Below are 18,886 nucleotides of genomic sequence, written 5' to 3' on the forward strand. Positions count from 1 at the left end.
CGAGCCGGGCAGCCGCCCGGCCAGAAGAATCAGTGCGTGGCGAACTGGATCCGGTGCAGCCCGGCGTACAGACCGTTGGCGGCCAGCAGCTCTTCGTGGGTGCCATGCTCCGCCACGCGGCCATGGTCGAGCACGACGATACGGTCGGCGTTCTCGATCGTCGACAGGCGGTGCGCGATCACCAGCGTCGTGCGGCCAACCATCAGTGCTTCAAGGGCGGCCTGCACCTGGCGTTCGGATTCCGAATCGAGCGCCGAAGTCGCCTCATCAAGGATCAGGATCGGCGCATCCTTGTAGATCGCGCGCGCAATGGCCAGGCGCTGGCGCTGGCCGCCCGAAAGCTTCATGCCGTTGTCGCCGATATTCGTGTTGACGCCTTCGGGCAGGTTCTTCACCACATCGGTCAGATAGGCAGCCTGCAGCGCACGCTCCACGCGCGCCATGTCGATCTCTTCTTCCGAACGGGCGCCGTAGGCCACGTTGGCGGCAACGGTGTCGTTGAACAACACCACGTCCTGGCTCACGAAGGCGATCTGATTGCGCAGTTCGCGCAGCGCGATATCGCCGATAGCATGGCCGTCCAGCAGGATGCGGCCGTCGGTCGGATCGAAGAAGCGCGGCACCAGGTTGACCAGCGTGGTCTTGCCGCTGCCCGACGGACCGACCAGCGCCACGACCTCGCCGGCGGGTACCCGGATATCGACGCCCTCCAGCGCCGGCCGCGTGCCTTCGCCATAGCGGAAGCCCACGCGCTCGAACACGAGGTCGCCCTTGGCGCGTTCGAGGCGCACGCCGCCGTCCTGCGGCTCGACCGGCTCGTCGATCAGCCGGAAGATCAGCTCGGCCGCGGTCAGGCCACGCGTGAGCGGCTGGTTGATGTCGGTCAGGTGCTTGAGCGGCGAGATCAGCAGCAGCATGGCCATCACGAAGCCGGTGAAGCCGCCGATCGTCGTCTGGTTGCCCTGCGCCTGGATCATGGCGATGGTGATGATGACCGACAGCGCGAGCGCGGCCAGGAATGCCGTCACAGGCTGGTTCAGGCCACCGGCAACCGCCATGCGCATCGAGTAGTTCTTGAGGCGGTCCGCCATGTTGCGGAAGCGGTTCATCTCGTAGGCTTCGCCGCCGTGCAGCTTCACGACCTTGTAGCCACCGGCTGCCTCTTCGACGACGTATGCGGCGCTGTTGGTCAGCGTCTGGTGATCGCGATTGAGGCGGCGCAGCCGCCGGTTGATCTTCGACATCAGGTAGCCGATCACGGGCAGGATCACCGACACGATCAGCGTCAGGCGCCAGTTCGTGTAGAACAGGTAGATCAGCAGGGCGACGACGGTCAGCGAATCCCGCACCAGCGTGATGAATACGCTCGTCAGGATCGACAGCACCTGGTTGACTTCGAAGATCACGGCGTTGATCAGCGACGCCGCGGTATTGCGGTGATAGAAGTGCGCCGGCGCATGCAGCATGCGGTCGAACATCTGCATGCGCATCTTCAGCAGCACGCGGTTCGAAATCAGGCTCAGCAGGTAACCCGACGCGAACTGCGCCACGCCGCGGATCAGCGCCACGCCAGTCAGGATCGCCGGGACATGCCACAGCTTGCCGGCGTACTCGCCGCCAAAGCCCTTGTCGAGCAGGTCGTTGACGACCTTCGGGATCACGCCTTCGCTGGCCGCGACCACGGCCATGGCCAGGATGGCGGCAATGAAGATGCGCAGTTCGGGCCGCAGATAGCCCATCAGGCGCTTGCCCACCTTTACGTCGTGTCCGGCCGATTGTTCGGACTTAGCTGGATTACTCACTACCGCCCTTAATGTGAAAGATGCGACGCGCACCCGGGGGCGGGTGGCACGAGAATCGCCAATGGGTTACCGGAATAGGCTGTCCCGCATGGCGGAAGCGCCACAATGGGGCGCAAAAAACGCAGCCATTGTAACCGCATTCGCCACCGCACTCTCCGGCGCGGCAGGCGTGCCGGAATGCGTAGAAAGCACCGTGGCGCCGTACGTTGGCGCCACGTTCGGCCTCAATACATCAGCTCGACGGCGTCGTTGCCGAGCCACTGCCGCAGTTCGCCGAGCAGCGCCTCGTCCGGCTCCACGCGCCAGTTCGGGCCGAGATGGATTTCGCACGCGGCGCTCGGGTTGCGGTAGCGCACCAGCAGGCCAAGGCCTGCTGGCCCAGCGTCGCGCGGCTTGGCACGGTACTGCGTAAGCACGGTACGCAGGCGGTCCATGGTCGAATCTTCCGGCGCGAGCGCAATGCTCAGCGCACTGGCATACGCGCTGCGCGCCATTGCCAGGTCCATCACTGACTCCGCCGTGAAGCGCACGCCGCCGGTGAAGGTATCGTGCCGTGCGTTGCCCGTCGCGATCAGCAACTCGTCCTCGCGGAACATATGCCGGTTGGCATCGAACAGTTCGTTGAAGACAGTCATCTCGACCACGCCGGTGCCATCGTCGAGCTGCACGATGATCATCTTGCCGCGCTGCGTCATCTGCGTGCGCACGCCGGCGATTACGCCCGCGATGGTCTTGCCGCGCACGTCGCGGCCGAAACCGCCGCCATTGCCCTGCACTTCCTTCTCGAGCCCGGCCAGCGTGCTTTTCACGAACCGGCGCACTTCATCGCGGCACGCGTCGAACAGGTGGCCCGAGAAGTAGTAGCCGAGCGCCTGCTTTTCTTCCTGCAGCGTGCGCTTCGGGGTCCAGGCCGGTTCGTCGATCAGTTCGGGGCGGTGGGCTTCGCCGGCGTCGTCCATCAGGTCGAACAACGACACCTGGTTGGCCGACTCTGCCTTCTGGTCCGCCGCTTCCATGGCGATCGACACCGACGCCAGCAGTTGCGCACGGTTGTTGTTCAGGCTGTCGAACGCGCCGGCGCGGATCAGCGCCTCGATCGTGCGGCGGTTCACCTGGCGGCGATCGACACGCTCGCAGAAATCGAACAGGTCCTTGAACGGCCGTTCTTCGCGTGCGCGCAGAATGTCCTCAATCGCGCCCTGGCCCGAGCCCTTGATGCCGCCGAGACCGTAGCGGATGGTCTTCGCATCGGTCGGCGCAAAGCGGTATTCGCTCGCGTTGACGTCCGGCGGCAGCACCGCGATCTTGTTGAGCTTGCAGTCCTCGTAGAGGATCTTGACCTTGTCGGTGTCGTCCATGGCGAGCGACATGTTGGCTGCCATGAATTCGGCCGGGTGATGGGCCTTGAGCCACGCGGTGTAGTACGCGAGCAGCGCGTACGCGGCCGCGTGCGACTTGTTGAAGCCGTAGCCCGCGAACTTCTCCATCAGGTCGAAAATGTCGTCGGCCTGCTCGGCATTGAGCCCGTTCTTGTCGGCGCCTTCGCGGAACATCACGCGATGCTGCGCCATTTCCTCGGGCTTCTTCTTGCCCATGGCGCGGCGCAACAGGTCGGCGCCACCGAGCGAGTAACCGCCGATGATCTGCGCCATCTGCATCACCTGCTCCTGGTAGACCATGATGCCGTAGGTCTCTTTCAGGACAGGTTCGACGCGCGGATCCGGGTACTCGACCTTTTCGCGGCCGTGCTTGCGCGCGCAGAAGCTCGGGATCAGGTCCATCGGGCCCGGGCGGTAGAGCGCCACCAGCGCGATGATGTCCTCGAAGCGGTCAGGCTTGGCGTCCTTCAGCATGCCCTGCATGCCGCGACTTTCCAGCTGGAACACGGCGACCGTGTTGGCCGTCTTCAGGATGTCGAACGCAGGGCCGTCGTCGAGCGGGATATGGCTGCAGTTCCAGTCAGCCTTGCTCGGGTCCAGCCGGCGGATATAGCGCTCGGCCCAGTCGAGGATGGTCAGCGTGGTCAGGCCCAAGAAGTCGAACTTGACCAGGCCGGCGGCTTCCACGTCGTCCTTGTCATACTGGCTGACGACGCCGCTCATGCCGTCGTTCTGACCGCCCTGCGTGTACAGCGGGCAGAAGTCGGTCAGGCGGCCCGGCGCGATCAGCACGCCGCCGGCGTGCATGCCGACGTTACGCGTCATGCCTTCGACGCGCTGCGCCAGCTCCAGCAGCTGGCGCACCTCTTCCTCGTTGTTCTCGCGCTCGGTCAGCAGCGGCTCTTCCTTCTTGGCCTCTTCGATCGTGACGAGCTTGCCGGGCTTGAACGGGATCAGCTTGGCGATGCCGTCGACGAAGCCATAGCCGAGGTCAAGCACGCGGCCCACGTCGCGCACCGCGGCCTTGGCCGCCATCGTGCCGAACGTGGCGATCTGCGACACCGCGTCCTTGCCGTACTTCTCTTTCACGTACGTGATCACGCGATCGCGTCCGTGCTGGCAGAAGTCGATATCGAAGTCGGGCATCGAGACCCGTTCCGGGTTCAGGAAACGCTCGAACAGCAGCGCGTACTTGAGCGGATCGAGATCGGTAATGCCGAGCGCATAGGCCACCAGCGAACCGGCACCCGAGCCCCGGCCCGGACCGACCGGCACGCCGTTGTTCTTGGCCCAGTTGATAAAGTCCGCCACGATCAGGAAGTAGCCCGGAAAGCCCATCTTGATGATGGTGCCGGTCTCGAATTCCAGCCGTGCGTAATATTCGGGCCGCTTCGCCTCGCGCTCCGCCTCATTGGGAAACAGCACCGACAAGCGCTTCTCGAGACCATCCTTGGCCATGAAGACCAGGTAGTCGTCGAGCGACATGCCGTCCGGCGTCGGGAACAGCGGCAGGCGCGGCTTGCCAAGTTCCAGCGTCAGGTTGCAGCGGCGCGCGATCTCGACGGCGTTCTGCAGCGCGGACGGAATGTCGGCGAACAGCGCGCACATCTCGTCCTGCGTTTTGAAATACTGGTCCGTGGTGAAACGGCGCGTGCGGCGCGGGTTCGCCAGCAGTTCGCCTTCGGCGATGCACACGCGCGCTTCATGCGCGGTGAAGTCGTCCGGTGTCATGAACTGCACCGGGTGCGTGGCCACCACTGGCAGCTGCATCTCGGCCGCCAGGTGCACGGCCTGTTGCACGTAGGCGTCCGTGCCGGGATGGCCGGCGCGCTGCAGTTCAATGTAGAAGCGCTGCGGGAACACGGCCGCCCAGTGCGCGGCGGCGCGGCGGGCCGCGTCGACGTTGCCGTTGGCGAGCGCCATGCCGACGTCGCCGCCCATCGCACCGGACAGCGCAATCAGCCCCGTTGCCAGCGGCTGTCCGCCCTCGCCTGGCTCCTCGAACCAGCCAGGCTCGATCTCGGCACGGCCGCGATGCTGGTTCGTCAGCCACGCGCGCGACAAGAGCGTGCAAAGGTTCAGGTAGCCGACGCGGTCCTGCACGAGCAGCAGCAGCCGCGCGGGCTTGTCGCGGTCGTCTTCGTTGGCGAGCCAGACGTCGGCGCCGACCACGGGCTTGACGCCGCCGCCACGCGCTTCCTTGTAGAAGCGGATCAGGCCGAAGGCGTTGGCGAGGTCGGTCAGGGCGAGCGCGCCCATGCCATCGGACGCCGCAGCCTTGACGGCATCATCCAGGCGGACAATGCCGTCGACGACGGAATACTCGGAATGGACGCGGAGGTGTACGAAACGGGGGGCAGACATGCGCGACATTGTAGCGGCTCGACATGGTGGCGGCCCGGTTATCGCACATCGCTGACGCACCGCGATAGCTGACGAGCGTGGTGGGAAATGCGGGCCGGCTGCAGCCCGACGCGCTATAATTTCGCCTTTCCAATCAGGCAGTTATCACGCGCTTGCGCGCGTGTCGGCAGCGCGGCCCTTCTCATGCAGATCGTCAACATCTCCGCTTACAAGTTCGTCTCACTCAACGACATCGAGACGTTGCGGCCGGAAATGCGCTCGCGCTGCGAGGATCTCGAGCTGAAGGGCACCATCCTGCTCGCGCCGGAAGGTATCAACATGTTCCTGGCCGGCCCGCGCGAATCCATCGACGGTTTCATGGCATGGCTGCACGCCGATACGCGCTTCGCAGATATCGCGCCGAAGGAAAGCCTGTCGGACAACCAGCCCTTCAAGCGCATGCTGGTGCGCGCGAAGAAGGAAATCATCACGATGAAGCGCCCGCTGATCCGTCCCGAGGAAGGGCGCGCGCCGTCGGTGCGGCCGGTGGATCTCAAGCGCTGGCTCGACCAGGGACACGACGATGAAGGTCGCCCCGTGGTGATGCTCGATACGCGTAACGATTTCGAAGTGGCGGTCGGGACGTTCGACAACGTGGTCGAGTACAACCTCACGAAGTTCAGCGAATTTCCCGACGTGATCGAAGCCCGCAAGGCGGAATTCGAGGGCAAGACCGTGGTGTCGTTCTGCACGGGCGGCATCCGCTGCGAGAAGGCCGCGATCCACATGCAGGAAGTCGGCATCGGCCACGTCTACCAGCTTGAAGGCGGCATCCTCAAGTATTTCGAGGAAGTCGGCGGCGATCATTACCGCGGCGATTGCTTTGTTTTCGACTATCGCACGGCACTCAATCCGAACCTCGAACCCGCCGGCCCGAAGCAGTGCTTCGCCTGCCGCGCCGTGGTGACGGCCGAAGAGCAGCAAAGCCCGCACTACGTGGTCGGCAAGAGCTGCCCGCATTGCGTCGGGCGGCACGATCAGGCAGCGGCCTGATTACCCGAGGGTTATGCGGCGAGCAGGTGGTAGAGGTTACGCAGCATGCCCGCCGTCGCACCCCAGATAAAGCGATGGCCACCACCTTCGCGCGGGAACGGCATCGCGTAGAACATCCGTTCGCCATCGACCCAGCGGAACAGCCGCCGCTCATGGTGCGAAGGATTCATCAGGAAGGCCAGCGGCACTTCAAAAACATCGGCCACCTCTGAGGCATCCGGCCGCAGCGTGAAACCATCGCGTACGAGTCCTACTACCGGACTGACATGAAAGCCGGTGCCTGTGATGTAGTCCGGCAACGCGCCCAGCACTTCCACGTAGTCCCGCGCCAGGCCTACCTCCTCCTCGGTTTCCCGCAAGGCCGTATCGATTCGGTTCACGTCATAGCTTTCCTGGCGACCGCCCGGGAAGCTGATCTGTCCTGCGTGCGCGCTCAGGTTGGCATTGCGTTCGGTGAGCAGTATGGTCAGGCCATCGCGGCGCTCGACGATCGGCACCAGCACCGCGGCATCGCGCAAGCCGCGGCTGCGGTCGTAGACGCGTGATTCGTCGGTAAGTTCGGGTGCCCAGGCGGGCGGCACCTGCAGCCGGTGGCGGATGAATTCCGACTGCAGACGCGGCGCGCTCAGGGCTGGGCGTTGCGTGTCGGTATCGACGACCGGGAGAGATTCGGGATCAAAGGCGGGGCGCATAACAGGCTCAAGTATGACAGATGCCCGCATTCCGGCAGCGCAGCAATCCTGCACAGTTGCCAAAACGCAAAAAGGGCACCTTGCGGTGCCCTTCCTGAGGAAACATCCGGCCGGTAGAACCGGCCGGCATATCCGGCTTACTGAGCAGCCTTGGCTGCCTTCGAAACCAGCTTTTCCTTGATACGTGCGGACTTGCCCGAGCGCTCGCGCAGGTAGTACAGCTTCGCACGACGCACGTCGCCGCGACGCTTTACTTCGATGCCGGCGATCAGCGGCGAGTACAGCTGGAACGTACGTTCCACGCCTTCACCCGACGAGATCTTGCGCACGATGAAGGACGAATTCAGGCCACGGTTACGCTTGGCGATCACCACGCCTTCGTAAGCCTGCACGCGCTTGCGGTTGCCTTCCACCACGTTCACGTTGACGATCACGGTGTCGCCAGGTGCGAATGCGGGGATGGTCTTGTTCGCGGTCAGACGCGCGATCTCTTCCTTCTCGATCTGCTCGATGATGTTCATCGTTTTTTCTCCGTAACCATCGTGCCAGCGTTGTATGCCCCAGGCATTGCCCGGGCCCCGGCAGAGGATGGGGTTTTACCTGGCGGGAGACATCTCCCGCCCTTCTTTCACCAACCATTCCGACAAGAATTTCTCGTCGGCACGTGTCAGCAAACCTTGCTTGCGAGCCGCTTCGATCAGATCGGGGCGCTTTCTCGCAGTATTGGCCAACGCCTGCTGGCGCCGCCACTTTTCAATCTCGGCATGATGGCCACCGAGCAGGATCTCGGGTACCCGCACACCCTCGTACTCTTCGGGCCGCGTGTAATGCGGACAATCAAGCAACCCGTTGACGAAACTGTCTTGCACTGCCGACTGCGCATCGCCCAGCACACCGGGCAAGTGGCGCACTACTGCATCGATCAGCGCCATGGCCGGCAATTCGCCGCCGGACAGCACGAAATCGCCAAGGCTGATTTCCTCATGCACGCGACGGTCGATCAGGCGCTGGTCGATGGCCTCATAGCGGCCACATAACAGCACCAGACCCGGCCGCTGCGCGAGCGACATGACCTTCTCGTGCGTCAGCGTCGCGCCCTGTGGCGACATCAGCACCACATGCGGCGTATCTACGCCGGCCTGCGACTGCGCCGCCGAAGCGGCATCGATCGCATCGTCCAGTGGCCTGGGCAGCATGACCATGCCGGGACCACCACCATACGGACGATCATCGATCGTGCGGTAGTTGTCCGTGGTGAAATCGCGTGGATTCCACGTGCGCAGGGCATACCGCTGCTGCTTGGCTGCCCGGCTGGTGATACCCCAGTCGGTCAGCGCGCGAAACATTTCGGGAAACAGCGTGATTACATCGAACTGCATCCGCCCTCCCCGTCCGAACTGCCGGCTTCGGCAATTCAGTAGTCGAGCCCCCAGTCCACCACGATGCGCTTGCCCGCGGTGTCGACCGTGCGCAGGAACGCATCGACAAACGGAACCAGCCGTTCACCGGCCTTGCCGTCGGGCAATGCGTAAGCCACCTGCAGGATCTGGTGAGCCCCGTTATCGATCAGACCGGACACCTCGCCAAGCAACTCGCCTTGCTCGTTGCTGACGGCGCAGCCGATCAGGTCTACCCAGTAAAACTCATTCTCTTCCGGCGCGGGAAAGTCCGCACGCCGGATCCACACGCGACGGCCCTTGAGCGCCTCGGCCAGATTGCGGTCCGATACGCCGGTCGCCTGCGCAACCACAGTTCCACTGTGCTCGCGCGATTGCGCAACCCGGACGCAGACCGCCTGCGCGCGAGATGCTTCCGCGGTGGCGACAAGGCCAGCCTGCGGCGGCGTGAGCAGCCACCACCGGCGCGCATGCAGCAATGCGGATGCATCGTTGGCATGCGGCTCGACCTTGATCCAGCCACGGATGCCGTAGGCAGCACCGACATAGCCCACCTCCACCAGATCATCTGGCAGCGGATCGGCATACAAGAGCGTCGCCGGCAGCTTGGTCGCCTTCGGCGACTCGCCTTGGGGCCGGTTCAATGGCCTCGGCGCAGCGGCGCCCTGCTTTCGTTCAGTCACGTGTGCAATGAAAACGCGCCCCACCAGGGAGCGCGTAACAGACTGCTATCAGGCAGCGGCCTTGGCGGCGTTCTGCTTGACCAGGCGAGCAACGGTCGGCGACAGTTGTGCGCCGACGCCTTGCCAGTAGGCCAGACGGTCAGCCACAACGCGCAGACCTTCTTCGCCTTCCGAAGCCAGCGGGTTGTAGAAGCCAACGCGCTCGATGAAGCGGCCATCGCGACGGTTGCGCGAATCGGTGGCGACGATGTTGAAGAACGGGCGCTTCTTGCTGCCGCCGCGAGCCAGACGGATGACGACCATGAGATGATTCCTCAGAAAACTTGGTGTTCGAACACGAAACGCAAGAGTATAGCCCAATTACCGTGGTCAAACAAACACTTAGGTGGTTGACGCGATGTTCGGGCGCGCGCATCGTGGCGAAATCGGCGACTGGGGGCACTCCATGGGAATCGTCCGGCACTTGATCGAACGCACTGCGCGCGTTGCGGCGCTGGTCAGCATGGTTCTTGGGGCCGGCACCGGCGAGAGCCGTGCAGCACTGCCGCTGGAGCAGATCCAGGTGCCCCCTGGCTTCCGCATCGAAGTTGTCAGTGATGCCGTGCCCAATGCTCGCGGCATGGCGATGACACCTTCCGGCACGTTATTCGTCGGCTCCAGTTCCGCAGGTAAAGTTTATGCGTTACCGGCTGCGCTCGACGGCAAGCCGTCGGTACGCGTCGTAGCTACCGGCCTTAGCATGCCGGTCGGCGTGGCATTCCGCGAAGGCAGCCTCTACGCGTCGTCAACCTCCCGCATCGTCCGCCTCGATGACATCGAAGCCCGGCTGGACAACCCTCCTGCACCAGTCGTCGTCACGGACCGGTTCCCCAAAGAAACGGGCCACGGCTGGAAATTCATCGCGTTCGGCCCCGACGGCTTCCTCTATGTACCGGTCGGTGCGCCGTGCAATATCTGCGCGCCGGACGAGAACCGCTACGCCAACATCATGAAGATGAAGCCCGATGGCTCCGACCTGCAGGTGGTGGCCCGCGGCGTGCGCAACTCGGTGGGTTTCGACTGGCATCCCGGGACGCACGAACTGTGGTTCGCCGACAACGGTCGCGACTATCTCGGCGACGACCAGCCCGACGACGAACTGAACCGCGTCACGCAGGCCGGCCAGCATTTCGGCTATCCGTTCTGCCATGCGGGAACCATCCCCGACCCCGAGTTCGGCAAGCGACGCGCATGTTCCGAGTTCGTCCCGCCTGTCGCCAAGCTCGGCGCGCACGTTGCGGCGCTCGGCATGCGCTTCTATACCGGCACGCAGTTTCCGGCCCAGTATCGCAACAACGTCTTCATTGCCGAACACGGCAGCTGGAATCGTAGCGAGCGCGTCGGTTACCGCATCGTGCGTGTGACACTGGATGCCGACGGCAAAGCCGTGCACCAGGATGTCTTTGCACAAGGCTGGCTCCAGCATGGCACGCCATGGGGCCGACCGGTCGATGTACTGGTCGCTCCGGATGGTTCGCTGCTTGTCAGCGACGACCTTGCCGGCGCCGTTTACCGGATACGCTACGCGCCCTGAAACCCGCTGCAGGGCCCGTAAAAACCGGCGAAACAATCCGTTACACCGGTAACGCGATTGGCATAGGCGCGCCGATGCCCCATGCGTACCATGAACCCAACTTTGAAACTACTACGCTGCGCGTCAGGACCCTGGGATTCCGCATGTTCACCCGCTCACTCCTGCGCGACTTGGTGGCTGGCATCCTCGCAGCTGCGGGCTTGATCGGCGCCGTCGCCGCAAGCCATGCACAAGTCACGTTCTGGCCTCGCGTGAATGCCGAGGCCCGCGGCCCGCGTGTCCAAGCCGCAGGAGGCTGGCAGATGGCCAGCGTACGTGCCGAGAGCCGCGACCACGTGCAGGCACAGATCGATCGCATGGAGGCGCGGGCGCGGGCCGATGACCGGCTGAGCGGTCGGCCGAACGGGCCCAGCGGGCCGAACGCCCGCGACGAAAACCGTCCGCGCCAGACCGAACGCACCAGCCAAAGCGACGCCAACCGCAATGACAACCGGCCGACCAGCGTCGGACCGGGCTGGCAGGCACGCGGCCGCGACGGTGGCCGCTGAGCGCTCCGGAACTCGCCCCGTATATCGCTGTCTTTATCTGAGTGCGCTCCCAACGCGCGCACAGGCTGCTGCCCGACGCTGCGCGGATTCCTGCAGCGTACCGCCTTGTGCAGACGGCATACCAAACTGACCTGCCTCTGCCCGGCACCTCCTGCAGGCCGGGATAAACCCGCCGGGCGCAGCCTCCAGAGCAAAAACCCCGCAAACTGCCGAGGCCTGTCATGACCCGCCTGTTGAGCGACCTGGCTGAGCACGCCGGACAACTGTCGCTATCGCTACTTTTCATGCTGTTATTGACGCTGGTCCTGTATGGCGAAACCCATATCAGCGAACACACCAGCAACCTCTTCCATCACCTCTTCTCCTCCGGCTGGCGTTAGCTGGCCTCCGCAGTAAATCTCCTTCGCGCAAGCTGTCGGGACGGCGTCGTACAATGTGTCCCGGCTGGCACCTGCTGCCTGCCGAATCCCATTGATCGTTGCCGGCGCGTACGCAGGCAACCCTTCGCCACGTTGCCCCATGCCTGCAGCCAGCCAAGCGTCCCAAGCATCCCGTTCAACCGCCCTGCCCTCCACGCGGTCCCGATCGAAGCTGCTGACGGTGGCGCTGGCCTTCCTGCTGGGCAGCCTCGGTGCGCACCGGTTCTACCTCGGCGGACTGCGCGACCAGTACGGCTGGCTTCATCTGCTGTCCACGCTGGCCGGCGTGATCGGTGTTGCCTCGATGGTGACCGAGACTGGCTCGCCCGCGTTGAACTGGACCTTCGCCGTGGCCGGCGGCGCGTCGGTGATTAGCGCGTTCCTCGCCGCGATCGTCTTTGGACTGCGGCCCGATGACAAATGGGATGCCCGCTTCAATCCGGGTGGCCCGCCCACGCGTTCGGGCTGGCCCGTGGTGATCCTGGTGATCCTGTCGCTGCTGATCGGCACGGGCCTGCTGATGGCCGGACTGGCCATCAGCTTCCAGACCTTCTTCGAGTCGCAGGTCGAAGCGGCACGCGCGCTGTCCCAGTAGCCATTCCAGCGGCGTCGGGCAGCCATGTACTTCGACCTGCTCGACGTCGCGGTCTTTACGCGCGCGGCGTCGCTGGGCAACCTGTCCGCCGCCGCGCGCGACCTGCAACTGTCCACCTCCACGGCGAGCGCGCGCCTCGCCAGGCTCGAACAAACCCTCGGCACACGCCTGCTGCACCGGACCACGCGCCGGTTGTCGCTGACCGCCGATGGCGAGCGCTTCATCGAACACGCGCAGCAGCTGCTAGCCACCGCCGAGGCCGCCGAACAGTCGGTCGGCAAAGGGGCGCGGGCACCGCACGGGTTGCTGCGCGTCACCGCGCCAGCTTCGTTCGGGCGGCAGCATGTGTCGCCGGCCATTCCAGCTTTTCTCGAAACGTATCCTGAGATACGGCTCGACCTCCGCCTCAGCGATCAGGTCGTGCCGCTTGTCGACGCAGGCATCGACGTGGCGTTGCGCATGGGCGCTTTGCCAGACTCCTCGCTCGTGGCCCGCGCGCTTGCGCCAAGCCGCCGGGTGATCTGTGCGGCGCCCTCTTACCTCGCCGCGCACGGCATCCCAAAGCATCCCGATGACCTGCGCACGCACAATTGCCTCATTCTCGGCGACCAGTCCGCCTGGCGCTTCGACACGCCGCTCGGGGAAACCGCGGTCACCGTGCATGGCAACCTGCGCGTGGACAACGGCGAAGTCATCCGCGATGCACTGGTGGCAGGCATGGGCATCGCGCTCAAGTCGACCTGGGATGTGGGCGCCCTGCTGCGAAGCGGACAACTCGTGACCGTGCTCGACGAGTATCCGGTCCTGCCGGCCGTTTCCATCTGGGCGGTCTATCCGAGCCGCCATCTTGTTCCCGCCAAGACACGAGCCTTCGTCGACTTCTTTGCGGCACGCTTCGGCAATCCGCCCTACTGGGACCGGGACCGCGCCTGAGACGCCACGCCACACGGCGCTGGCGCTTCTGGCAATGTCCAGTGCGATCCCCTTCCAACTTGTCCGCGCGCAAACCCCGCCGATGTCAGGTTCCGCTTCCGTGCAAATCGCCCATACTGGAAGCACCCCGCTGGCTTCTGGCGGTAACCAGCCCGGCCGGCCATGACACCGACTGTGCAAAGGAGCAAGACTGACATGCCTACGTATGAAGAAGGACGCCTGGCGGCCATCGCCGTCAGGCTGGCGCTGTCTTCGGGCCTGCCCGCGGCCCGCGCGAGGGCCGCGCTGGAGTTGGCAAGCAGCATGATCGGCGACCAGGAAGCGGCCGCGAGCAGTCAGAACAAGGTGCCTTGCGCGTCGTCGTCCGCGACGGTCGTCCAGCTGGGCGGCACGCGGAAACGCGACGTATCGAGTTCGAACCGGTTGTAACGGTATCCCAGCCGGTCTGCCGCCTTATAGAAGCGCTGGCGCATCAGGTCGGCCCACACCCCAGTCCCGCGCATGCGTGTGGCAAAGCTCGCGTCATAGGCCTTGCCCGCGCGCATGTCGCGCACACGGTTCATCACCCGCTCTGCACGGTCCGGAAAATGGGCCTGCAACCACTCCTCGAAGAGCGGGTGAACTTCCCAGGGCAGTCGCAGCACGATGTAATTCGCATACACCGCGCCGGCTTCGCGCGCGGCTTCGAGCACGCGCTCCAGATCAGGTTCGGTGATGAACGGGATCACCGGTGCAATGCTCACGCCGACCGGGATGCCCGCCTCCGTCAACGTCCGGATGGTGCGCAGCCGACGCGATGGCGTCGCCGCGCGTGGCTCAAGCGTACGGGCGATACCGGCATCGAGTGTGGTGATCGTCGCCGCGGCCACGGCCAGCCCTTTGGACGCCATCGGCGCGAGCAGGTCGATGTCGCGCTCGATCAGCGACGATTTCGTTATCAGGGCAACAGGATGGTTGCACTCGCTCAAGACTTCAAGGATCCCACGCGTCACCCGATACTCGCGCTCGATAGGCTGGTACGCGTCGGTATTGACGCCCAGTGCAATCGTCTCACACCGGTAGGAGGGCCGCATCAGCGCTTCCCGCAGCCGTTCGGCGGCGTTGGTCTTGGCGTACAGCCGGGTCTCGAAATCGAGTCCCGGCGAGAGGTCGAGGTAGGCATGCGTGGGCCGCGCAAAGCAGTAAATGCACCCGTGTTCGCAACCGCGATATGGATTCAGCGAAACGTCGAACGGGATATCCGGCGACGCGTTGCGCGTAAGAATTGACCGTGCGCGCTCGATCGTGACTTCGGTGCGCAGCGGCGGGGGCGTCTCCGCGTCGGCCGGTACGATTGGAATGACTGGCCTGGTAGCTTCAACGGGATCACCGGTTTCGGCACCCTCGTCGTAGCTGGCCGCGCACCAGCCATCATCGAACGGCTCGCGCTGATCGCGTTCATATCGGCCCTGGATATTGCTGACCGCGCCGCGCCCCTTGCGTGCCACGGGCGCACGAGTGCCTTCCGCGATGCCAACGTCATCGGCATCGCGTTCGCGTCGACTCTCACGGCGGGTATCGGGGGCGGAATCCGGCGGGGAACGTCTCATCGTCAGGCTGACTGGGCCTTCTCCTCCACGGAAATGGCCAGCGTCTCCTTGATCTCTTCCATCACCACATAGCTCTTCGACTGCGCCGCACCGGGCAACTGCAGCAGGATGTCGCCGAGCAGCCGCCGGTATTCGCCGATCTCCCGGATGCGCGCCTTGATCAGGTAGTCGAAATCGCCCGACACCAGGTGGCACTCGAGCACTTCGGGAATCCGCAGCACTTCGCGGCGGAACTGCTCGAACATATTGCCCGACTTGTTCCCCAGCGAGATCTCGACAAACACCAGCAGCGCGCTGCCCAGCAGAGTCGGATTGAGCCGTGCGTAGTAGCCCATGATGACACCATCGCGCTCCATGCGCTTGACGCGCTCGATGCATGGCGTGATGGTCAGCCCGACTGCCTCGGCCAGGTCCTTCATCGACATCCGGCCGTCAGCCTGCAGCAGCGCGAGGATCTTGCGGTCGAGCCGGTCAAGGGCGCGGACGGGCTGGCGACTCGTTCTCATGACTTATTCCTGTTTTCCCGAGAAATTCAATAACTATGACTGGATTAGTTTCAATAGTATAGAGACAAATCCTTCAATACCCTGACATCCTGGTTAGGAGCCCCCGAAACATGCGCGTTCTCGTACTTGGTAGTGGCGTTATCGGCGTCACCAGTGCGTGGTATCTGGCCAAAGCCGGTCACGAAGTGACCGTTGTCGATCGCGAGGCGGGGCCCGCGCTTGGCACCAGCTTTGCCAATGCCGGGCAGATCTCGCCCGGCTATGCGTCGCCATGGGCGGCTCCTGGCGTGCCTCTGAAGGCGATCAAGTGGATGTTCCAGGAACATGCCCCACTGTCGATCCGCCCGGACGGGACCCTGTTCCAGTTGCAGTGGATGTGGCAAATGCTGCAGAACTGCAGCGCCGAGCGCTACGCGGTCAACAAGGAGCGCATGGTCCGTCTGGCCGAATACAGCCGCGACTGCATCCGGGCGCTGCGCGCCGACACCGGCATTGCGTATGAAGGCCGCCAGCACGGGACGCTGCAAGTTTTCCGCACGCAGGACCAGCTTGATGGCGCCGCCAAGGACATCGCGGTGCTTGAAGAAGCCGGCGTGCCCTACCAGTTGCTTTCGCGCGAAGAACTCGCCGCGAGCGAACCGGCGCTGGCCGCCGTCAGCCACAAGCTGACCGGAGGCCTGCGCCTGCCCAACGATGAAACCGGCGACTGCCAGCTGTTTACCCGACAGCTGGCAGCCATGGCCGAGGCGCTGGGCGTGAAATTCCAGTACAACCGTTCGATCAACAGCCTCATGACCCAGGGCGACGCCGTAACCGGCGCCGTGGTGGACGGCGAGCCGATCGCGGCCGACCTCGTCGTGGTAGCACTCGGCAGCTGGTCGACGCAGCTCGTCAAGCCGTTCCTGCATGGCATGTCGAACCTGCCGGTCTATCCGCTCAAAGGCTTCTCAATCACGGTGCCGATGACTGACGCCGCGCGCAGCCCGGTGTCGACCGTGCTCGACGAAACCTACAAGGTGGCGATCACGCGTTTCGAGGACCGCATTCGCGTCGGCGGCATGGCGCAGATCGTTGGCTACGACCGCTCGCTCGATCCGGCCAAGCGCCGCACGCTCGAGCACGTCGTGACCGACCTGTTCCCGGGCGCCGGCGACGTCAGCGAGGCCACCTTCTGGACCGGCCTGCGCCCAATGACGCCGGACGGCACACCGATCGTCGGCCCGACTCAGGTGCGCGGCCTGTGGCTGAACACGGGTCACGGCACCCTTGGCTGGACCATGGCGTGCGGCTCGGGCAAGTTGCTGTCCGACCTGGTATCGGGCCGCTCGCCCGCGATCCGCGCCGATGACCTGTCAGTCGGGCGCTACCTGAAGCCGCAGCGCATGCAGGGCGCCCCGCGTCCCGCTACGGCTTGACCTTCGGCGCAGCGCGCCACACCAGCAAAAAGGGCGACCCGACGGGCCGCCCTTTTTATTTGCAGAGAACCGCCGGATCAGAACTGATCGGGCGAGACAGCATTCACCGGCGCGGCACCCGCGACGATGGCATCGCGCAGCGCGGACGCCTGCGACAGGATGTGCTCCGCAAAGAAGTGCGCCGTCGCGATCTTGGCATCATGGAAGCCAGGATCTTCAGCGCGCTTTGCATCGGCCGCCAGCATCGCGCGGCCCAACTGCCAGCCCGAGAACACGATGCCGCACAGCTTCAGGTATGGCACGCTGCCGGCGAACACTGCGTTCGGGTCTGACTTGGCATTGGCAACCACGAACTCGACAACCGCTTCCAGCGCAGCACGGCCCTTGGCCAGTTGCGCCTGAACGGCCGTGAACGCGGCACCGCCATGCTTGCCGAGCGCCGCTTCGGTTTCGGCAATGCTGGCGCAGAAGGCACGCGCGACGGCACCGCCATCACGCACCGTCTTGCGGCCGACGAGGTCATTGGCCTGGATGGCCGTCGTGCCTTCGTAGATCGGTAGGATGCGTGCGTCGCGGTAGTGCTGGGCCGCCCCGGTTTCCTCGATGAAGCCCATGCCGCCATGCACCTGCACGCCCAGGCTCGTCACATCGATCGAAAGCTCCGTGCTCCAGCCTTTCACGATTGGCACCAGGAACTCGTAGAGCGCCTGGTTCTTCGTGCGCACGGCTTCGTCCGCATGGTTGTGCGCGGCATCGCAGGTAGCGGCCGCCACGTAGGCCACCGAGCGCGCGCCTTCGATCAGGCCGCGCATCGTCATCAGCATCCGCTTGACGTCGGGATGATGGATGATCGTCACCGCTTCGCGCGCCGAGCCGTCGACCGGGCGGCTTTGCACGCGTTCGCGCGCATAGGCCACGGCCTGCTGGTAAGCACGTTCGGAGACCGCGATGCCCTGCATGCCGACCGCGAAACGCGCCGAGTTCATCATGATGAACATGTACTCGAGGCCGCGGTTCTCTTCACCCACCAGCGTACCGATGGCACCGCCGTGGTCGCCAAACTGTAGCACCGCGGTCGGGCTGGCCTTGATGCCCAGCTTGTGCTCGATCGACACGCAATGCGCGTCGTTGCGCGCGCCGAGCGAGCCGTCTGCATTGACCATGAACTTCGGCACGATGAACAGCGAGATGCCCTTCACGCCTTCGGGCGCATTCGGCGTACGCGCCAGCACGAGGTGGACGATGTTGTCCGCCATGTCGTGCTCGCCATAGGTGATGAAGATCTTGGTGCCGAATACCTTGTACGTACCGTCGCCCTGCGGTTCGGCACGCGTGCGCACCGCGGCCAGGTCCGAACCGGCCTGCGGCTCGGTCAGGTTCATGGTGCCGGTCCACTCGCCGGAAATCAGCTTGGGCAGGAAGGTAGCCTTCTGCTCGTCAGAGCCGGCGGTCAGCAGGGCCTCGATGGCGCCGTCCGTCAGCAACGGGCACAGCGCGAACGACAAATTCGCGCTGTTGAGCATTTCGTTGCAGGCCGTGGCGATCAGCTTGGGCAGCCCCTGCCCCTCGAATTCCTGCGGATGCAGCACGCCTTGCCAGCCGCCTTCGCCGAACTGGCGGAATGCGTCCTTGAAACCAGGCGTTGTGGTGACCATGCCATCTTTCCAGCTGCTGGGGTCCAGGTCGCCCGCACGGTTCAGCGGTGCCACCACCTGCTCATTGAACTTGGCCGCCTCTTCCAGCACGGCCTGCGCCGTCTCCGGCGTGGCTTCCTCAAAGCCAGGCAACTGGCTCACGGCGTCCAGTCCGGCCAGCTCGTTCATCACGAACAGCATGTCCTTGAGCGGTGCGCGGTAGGTCATCGATGTCTCCAATCGTGTATAAAAAAGCCGTTCGCGGGACACGCCCGGAACGGCTTATGCAGCATCTCTGCAGGGCCGGCCACAAGGGCCGGCGATA

At 64.5% G+C, this 18,886-nt stretch carries 17 protein-coding genes; 7 read left to right on the forward strand and 10 right to left on the reverse strand.

What is annotated here, in order from left to right:
• Positions 1 to 29: 29 nt before the first annotated feature.
• Both msbA and dnaE read right to left on the reverse strand, forming a co-directional pair.
• The gene (gene msbA, locus K2O51_RS25875; RefSeq protein WP_245001963.1) at positions 30 to 1,739 is read right to left on the reverse strand and encodes a lipid A export permease/ATP-binding protein MsbA; all 1,710 of its coding nucleotides are present in this window, start codon (positions 1,737 to 1,739) and stop codon (positions 30 to 32) included.
• A 287-nt stretch (positions 1,740 to 2,026) separates the two neighbouring features.
• Positions 2,027 to 5,545, reverse strand: a complete 3,519-nt coding sequence (dnaE, locus tag K2O51_RS25880) for a DNA polymerase III subunit alpha (protein ID WP_041680025.1) — start codon at positions 5,543 to 5,545, stop codon at positions 2,027 to 2,029.
• A gap of 183 nt (positions 5,546 to 5,728) precedes the next feature.
• Between dnaE and K2O51_RS25885 the strand changes: the two genes are divergently transcribed.
• Positions 5,729 to 6,577 carry a sulfurtransferase gene (locus K2O51_RS25885; RefSeq protein WP_011298684.1) on the forward strand — a complete coding sequence of 283 codons (849 nt, stop codon included), beginning with the start codon at positions 5,729 to 5,731 and terminating at the stop codon, positions 6,575 to 6,577.
• An 11-nt stretch (positions 6,578 to 6,588) separates the two neighbouring features.
• On the opposite strand, the gene K2O51_RS25890 is transcribed toward K2O51_RS25885, so the two are convergent.
• The 5 genes from K2O51_RS25890 to rpsP form a co-directional block, all read right to left on the reverse strand.
• Positions 6,589 to 7,269, reverse strand: coding sequence for a CoA pyrophosphatase (locus K2O51_RS25890; RefSeq protein WP_011298685.1), 681 nt, complete (start codon positions 7,267 to 7,269; stop codon positions 6,589 to 6,591).
• Between the two features lie 137 nt (positions 7,270 to 7,406).
• Positions 7,407 to 7,790: a 50S ribosomal protein L19 gene (rplS, locus tag K2O51_RS25895; RefSeq protein WP_011298686.1), complete on the reverse strand. Its 384-nt coding sequence runs from the start codon at positions 7,788 to 7,790 to the stop codon at positions 7,407 to 7,409.
• Positions 7,791 to 7,865: 75 nt separating this feature from the next.
• A complete protein-coding gene (trmD, locus tag K2O51_RS25900; RefSeq protein WP_011298687.1) occupies positions 7,866 to 8,648 on the reverse strand; it encodes a tRNA (guanosine(37)-N1)-methyltransferase TrmD in 783 nt (260 codons plus the stop codon).
• Positions 8,649 to 8,683: 35 nt separating this feature from the next.
• Positions 8,684 to 9,349, reverse strand: coding sequence for a ribosome maturation factor RimM (rimM, locus tag K2O51_RS25905; RefSeq protein ID WP_011298688.1), 666 nt, complete (start codon positions 9,347 to 9,349; stop codon positions 8,684 to 8,686).
• 48 nt (positions 9,350 to 9,397) lie between these two features.
• Positions 9,398 to 9,652: a 30S ribosomal protein S16 gene (gene rpsP / locus K2O51_RS25910; protein ID WP_011298689.1), complete on the reverse strand. Its 255-nt coding sequence runs from the start codon at positions 9,650 to 9,652 to the stop codon at positions 9,398 to 9,400.
• Between the two features lie 142 nt (positions 9,653 to 9,794).
• On the opposite strand from rpsP, the gene K2O51_RS25915 reads away from it, so the two are divergent.
• From K2O51_RS25915 to K2O51_RS25935, 5 genes are all read left to right on the forward strand, one after another.
• On the forward strand, positions 9,795 to 10,922 hold the full coding sequence (locus K2O51_RS25915; RefSeq protein ID WP_220630946.1) for a PQQ-dependent sugar dehydrogenase: 1,128 nt from the start codon (positions 9,795 to 9,797) through the stop codon (positions 10,920 to 10,922).
• A 143-nt stretch (positions 10,923 to 11,065) separates the two neighbouring features.
• Positions 11,066 to 11,470, forward strand: coding sequence for a hypothetical protein (locus K2O51_RS25920; protein ID WP_011298691.1), 405 nt, complete (start codon positions 11,066 to 11,068; stop codon positions 11,468 to 11,470).
• A 221-nt stretch (positions 11,471 to 11,691) separates the two neighbouring features.
• On the forward strand, positions 11,692 to 11,850 hold the full coding sequence (locus K2O51_RS25925) for a hypothetical protein (RefSeq protein ID WP_220630947.1): 159 nt from the start codon (positions 11,692 to 11,694) through the stop codon (positions 11,848 to 11,850).
• 139 nt (positions 11,851 to 11,989) lie between these two features.
• Positions 11,990 to 12,484: a TM2 domain-containing protein gene (locus tag K2O51_RS25930; RefSeq protein WP_011298692.1), complete on the forward strand. Its 495-nt coding sequence runs from the start codon at positions 11,990 to 11,992 to the stop codon at positions 12,482 to 12,484.
• 24 nt (positions 12,485 to 12,508) lie between these two features.
• Positions 12,509 to 13,417: a LysR family transcriptional regulator gene (locus K2O51_RS25935; protein WP_011298693.1), complete on the forward strand. Its 909-nt coding sequence runs from the start codon at positions 12,509 to 12,511 to the stop codon at positions 13,415 to 13,417.
• A gap of 335 nt (positions 13,418 to 13,752) precedes the next feature.
• Here the strand turns inward: K2O51_RS25935 and K2O51_RS25940 are convergent, their stop codons facing one another.
• Complete coding sequence (locus K2O51_RS25940; RefSeq protein WP_011298694.1) at positions 13,753 to 15,006, reverse strand: PA0069 family radical SAM protein; 1,254 nt, start codon at positions 15,004 to 15,006, stop codon at positions 13,753 to 13,755.
• Positions 15,007 to 15,008: 2 nt separating this feature from the next.
• On the reverse strand, positions 15,009 to 15,512 hold the full coding sequence (locus K2O51_RS25945) for an Lrp/AsnC ligand binding domain-containing protein (protein ID WP_011298695.1): 504 nt from the start codon (positions 15,510 to 15,512) through the stop codon (positions 15,009 to 15,011).
• A gap of 110 nt (positions 15,513 to 15,622) precedes the next feature.
• Here K2O51_RS25945 and K2O51_RS25950 point away from each other — a divergent pair, with 110 nt between their 5' ends.
• Positions 15,623 to 16,927, forward strand: coding sequence for a D-amino acid dehydrogenase (locus K2O51_RS25950; RefSeq protein WP_011298696.1), 1,305 nt, complete (start codon positions 15,623 to 15,625; stop codon positions 16,925 to 16,927).
• Positions 16,928 to 17,004: 77 nt separating this feature from the next.
• Here the strand turns inward: K2O51_RS25950 and K2O51_RS25955 are convergent, their stop codons facing one another.
• Complete coding sequence (locus K2O51_RS25955; protein ID WP_220630948.1) at positions 17,005 to 18,789, reverse strand: acyl-CoA dehydrogenase; 1,785 nt, start codon at positions 18,787 to 18,789, stop codon at positions 17,005 to 17,007.
• Positions 18,790 to 18,886: the final 97 nt, after the last annotated feature.

It is taken from the genome of Cupriavidus pinatubonensis (assembly GCF_019602855.1).
GTDB lineage: Bacteria > Pseudomonadota > Gammaproteobacteria > Burkholderiales > Burkholderiaceae > Cupriavidus > Cupriavidus pinatubonensis.

Coding starts and splice junctions, on each gene's coding strand:
- msbA (WP_245001963.1), bottom strand. CDS start 1,739: ATGGGCTATCTGCGGCCCGAACTGCGCATCTTCATTGCCGCCATCCTG.
- dnaE (WP_041680025.1), bottom strand. CDS start 5,545: ATGTCTGCCCCCCGTTTCGTACACCTCCGCGTCCATTCCGAGTATTCC.
- K2O51_RS25885 (WP_011298684.1), top strand. CDS start 5,729: ATGCAGATCGTCAACATCTCCGCTTACAAGTTCGTCTCACTCAACGAC.
- K2O51_RS25890 (WP_011298685.1), bottom strand. CDS start 7,269: ATGCGCCCCGCCTTTGATCCCGAATCTCTCCCGGTCGTCGATACCGAC.
- rplS (WP_011298686.1), bottom strand. CDS start 7,790: ATGAACATCATCGAGCAGATCGAGAAGGAAGAGATCGCGCGTCTGACC.
- trmD (WP_011298687.1), bottom strand. CDS start 8,648: ATGCAGTTCGATGTAATCACGCTGTTTCCCGAAATGTTTCGCGCGCTG.
- rpsP (WP_011298689.1), bottom strand. CDS start 9,652: ATGGTCGTCATCCGTCTGGCTCGCGGCGGCAGCAAGAAGCGCCCGTTC.
- K2O51_RS25915 (WP_220630946.1), top strand. CDS start 9,795: ATGGGAATCGTCCGGCACTTGATCGAACGCACTGCGCGCGTTGCGGCG.
- K2O51_RS25920 (WP_011298691.1), top strand. CDS start 11,066: ATGTTCACCCGCTCACTCCTGCGCGACTTGGTGGCTGGCATCCTCGCA.
- K2O51_RS25925 (WP_220630947.1), top strand. CDS start 11,692: ATGACCCGCCTGTTGAGCGACCTGGCTGAGCACGCCGGACAACTGTCG.
- K2O51_RS25930 (WP_011298692.1), top strand. CDS start 11,990: ATGCCTGCAGCCAGCCAAGCGTCCCAAGCATCCCGTTCAACCGCCCTG.
- K2O51_RS25935 (WP_011298693.1), top strand. CDS start 12,509: ATGTACTTCGACCTGCTCGACGTCGCGGTCTTTACGCGCGCGGCGTCG.
- K2O51_RS25940 (WP_011298694.1), bottom strand. CDS start 15,006: ATGAGACGTTCCCCGCCGGATTCCGCCCCCGATACCCGCCGTGAGAGT.
- K2O51_RS25945 (WP_011298695.1), bottom strand. CDS start 15,512: ATGAGAACGAGTCGCCAGCCCGTCCGCGCCCTTGACCGGCTCGACCGC.
- K2O51_RS25950 (WP_011298696.1), top strand. CDS start 15,623: ATGCGCGTTCTCGTACTTGGTAGTGGCGTTATCGGCGTCACCAGTGCG.
- K2O51_RS25955 (WP_220630948.1), bottom strand. CDS start 18,789: ATGACCTACCGCGCACCGCTCAAGGACATGCTGTTCGTGATGAACGAG.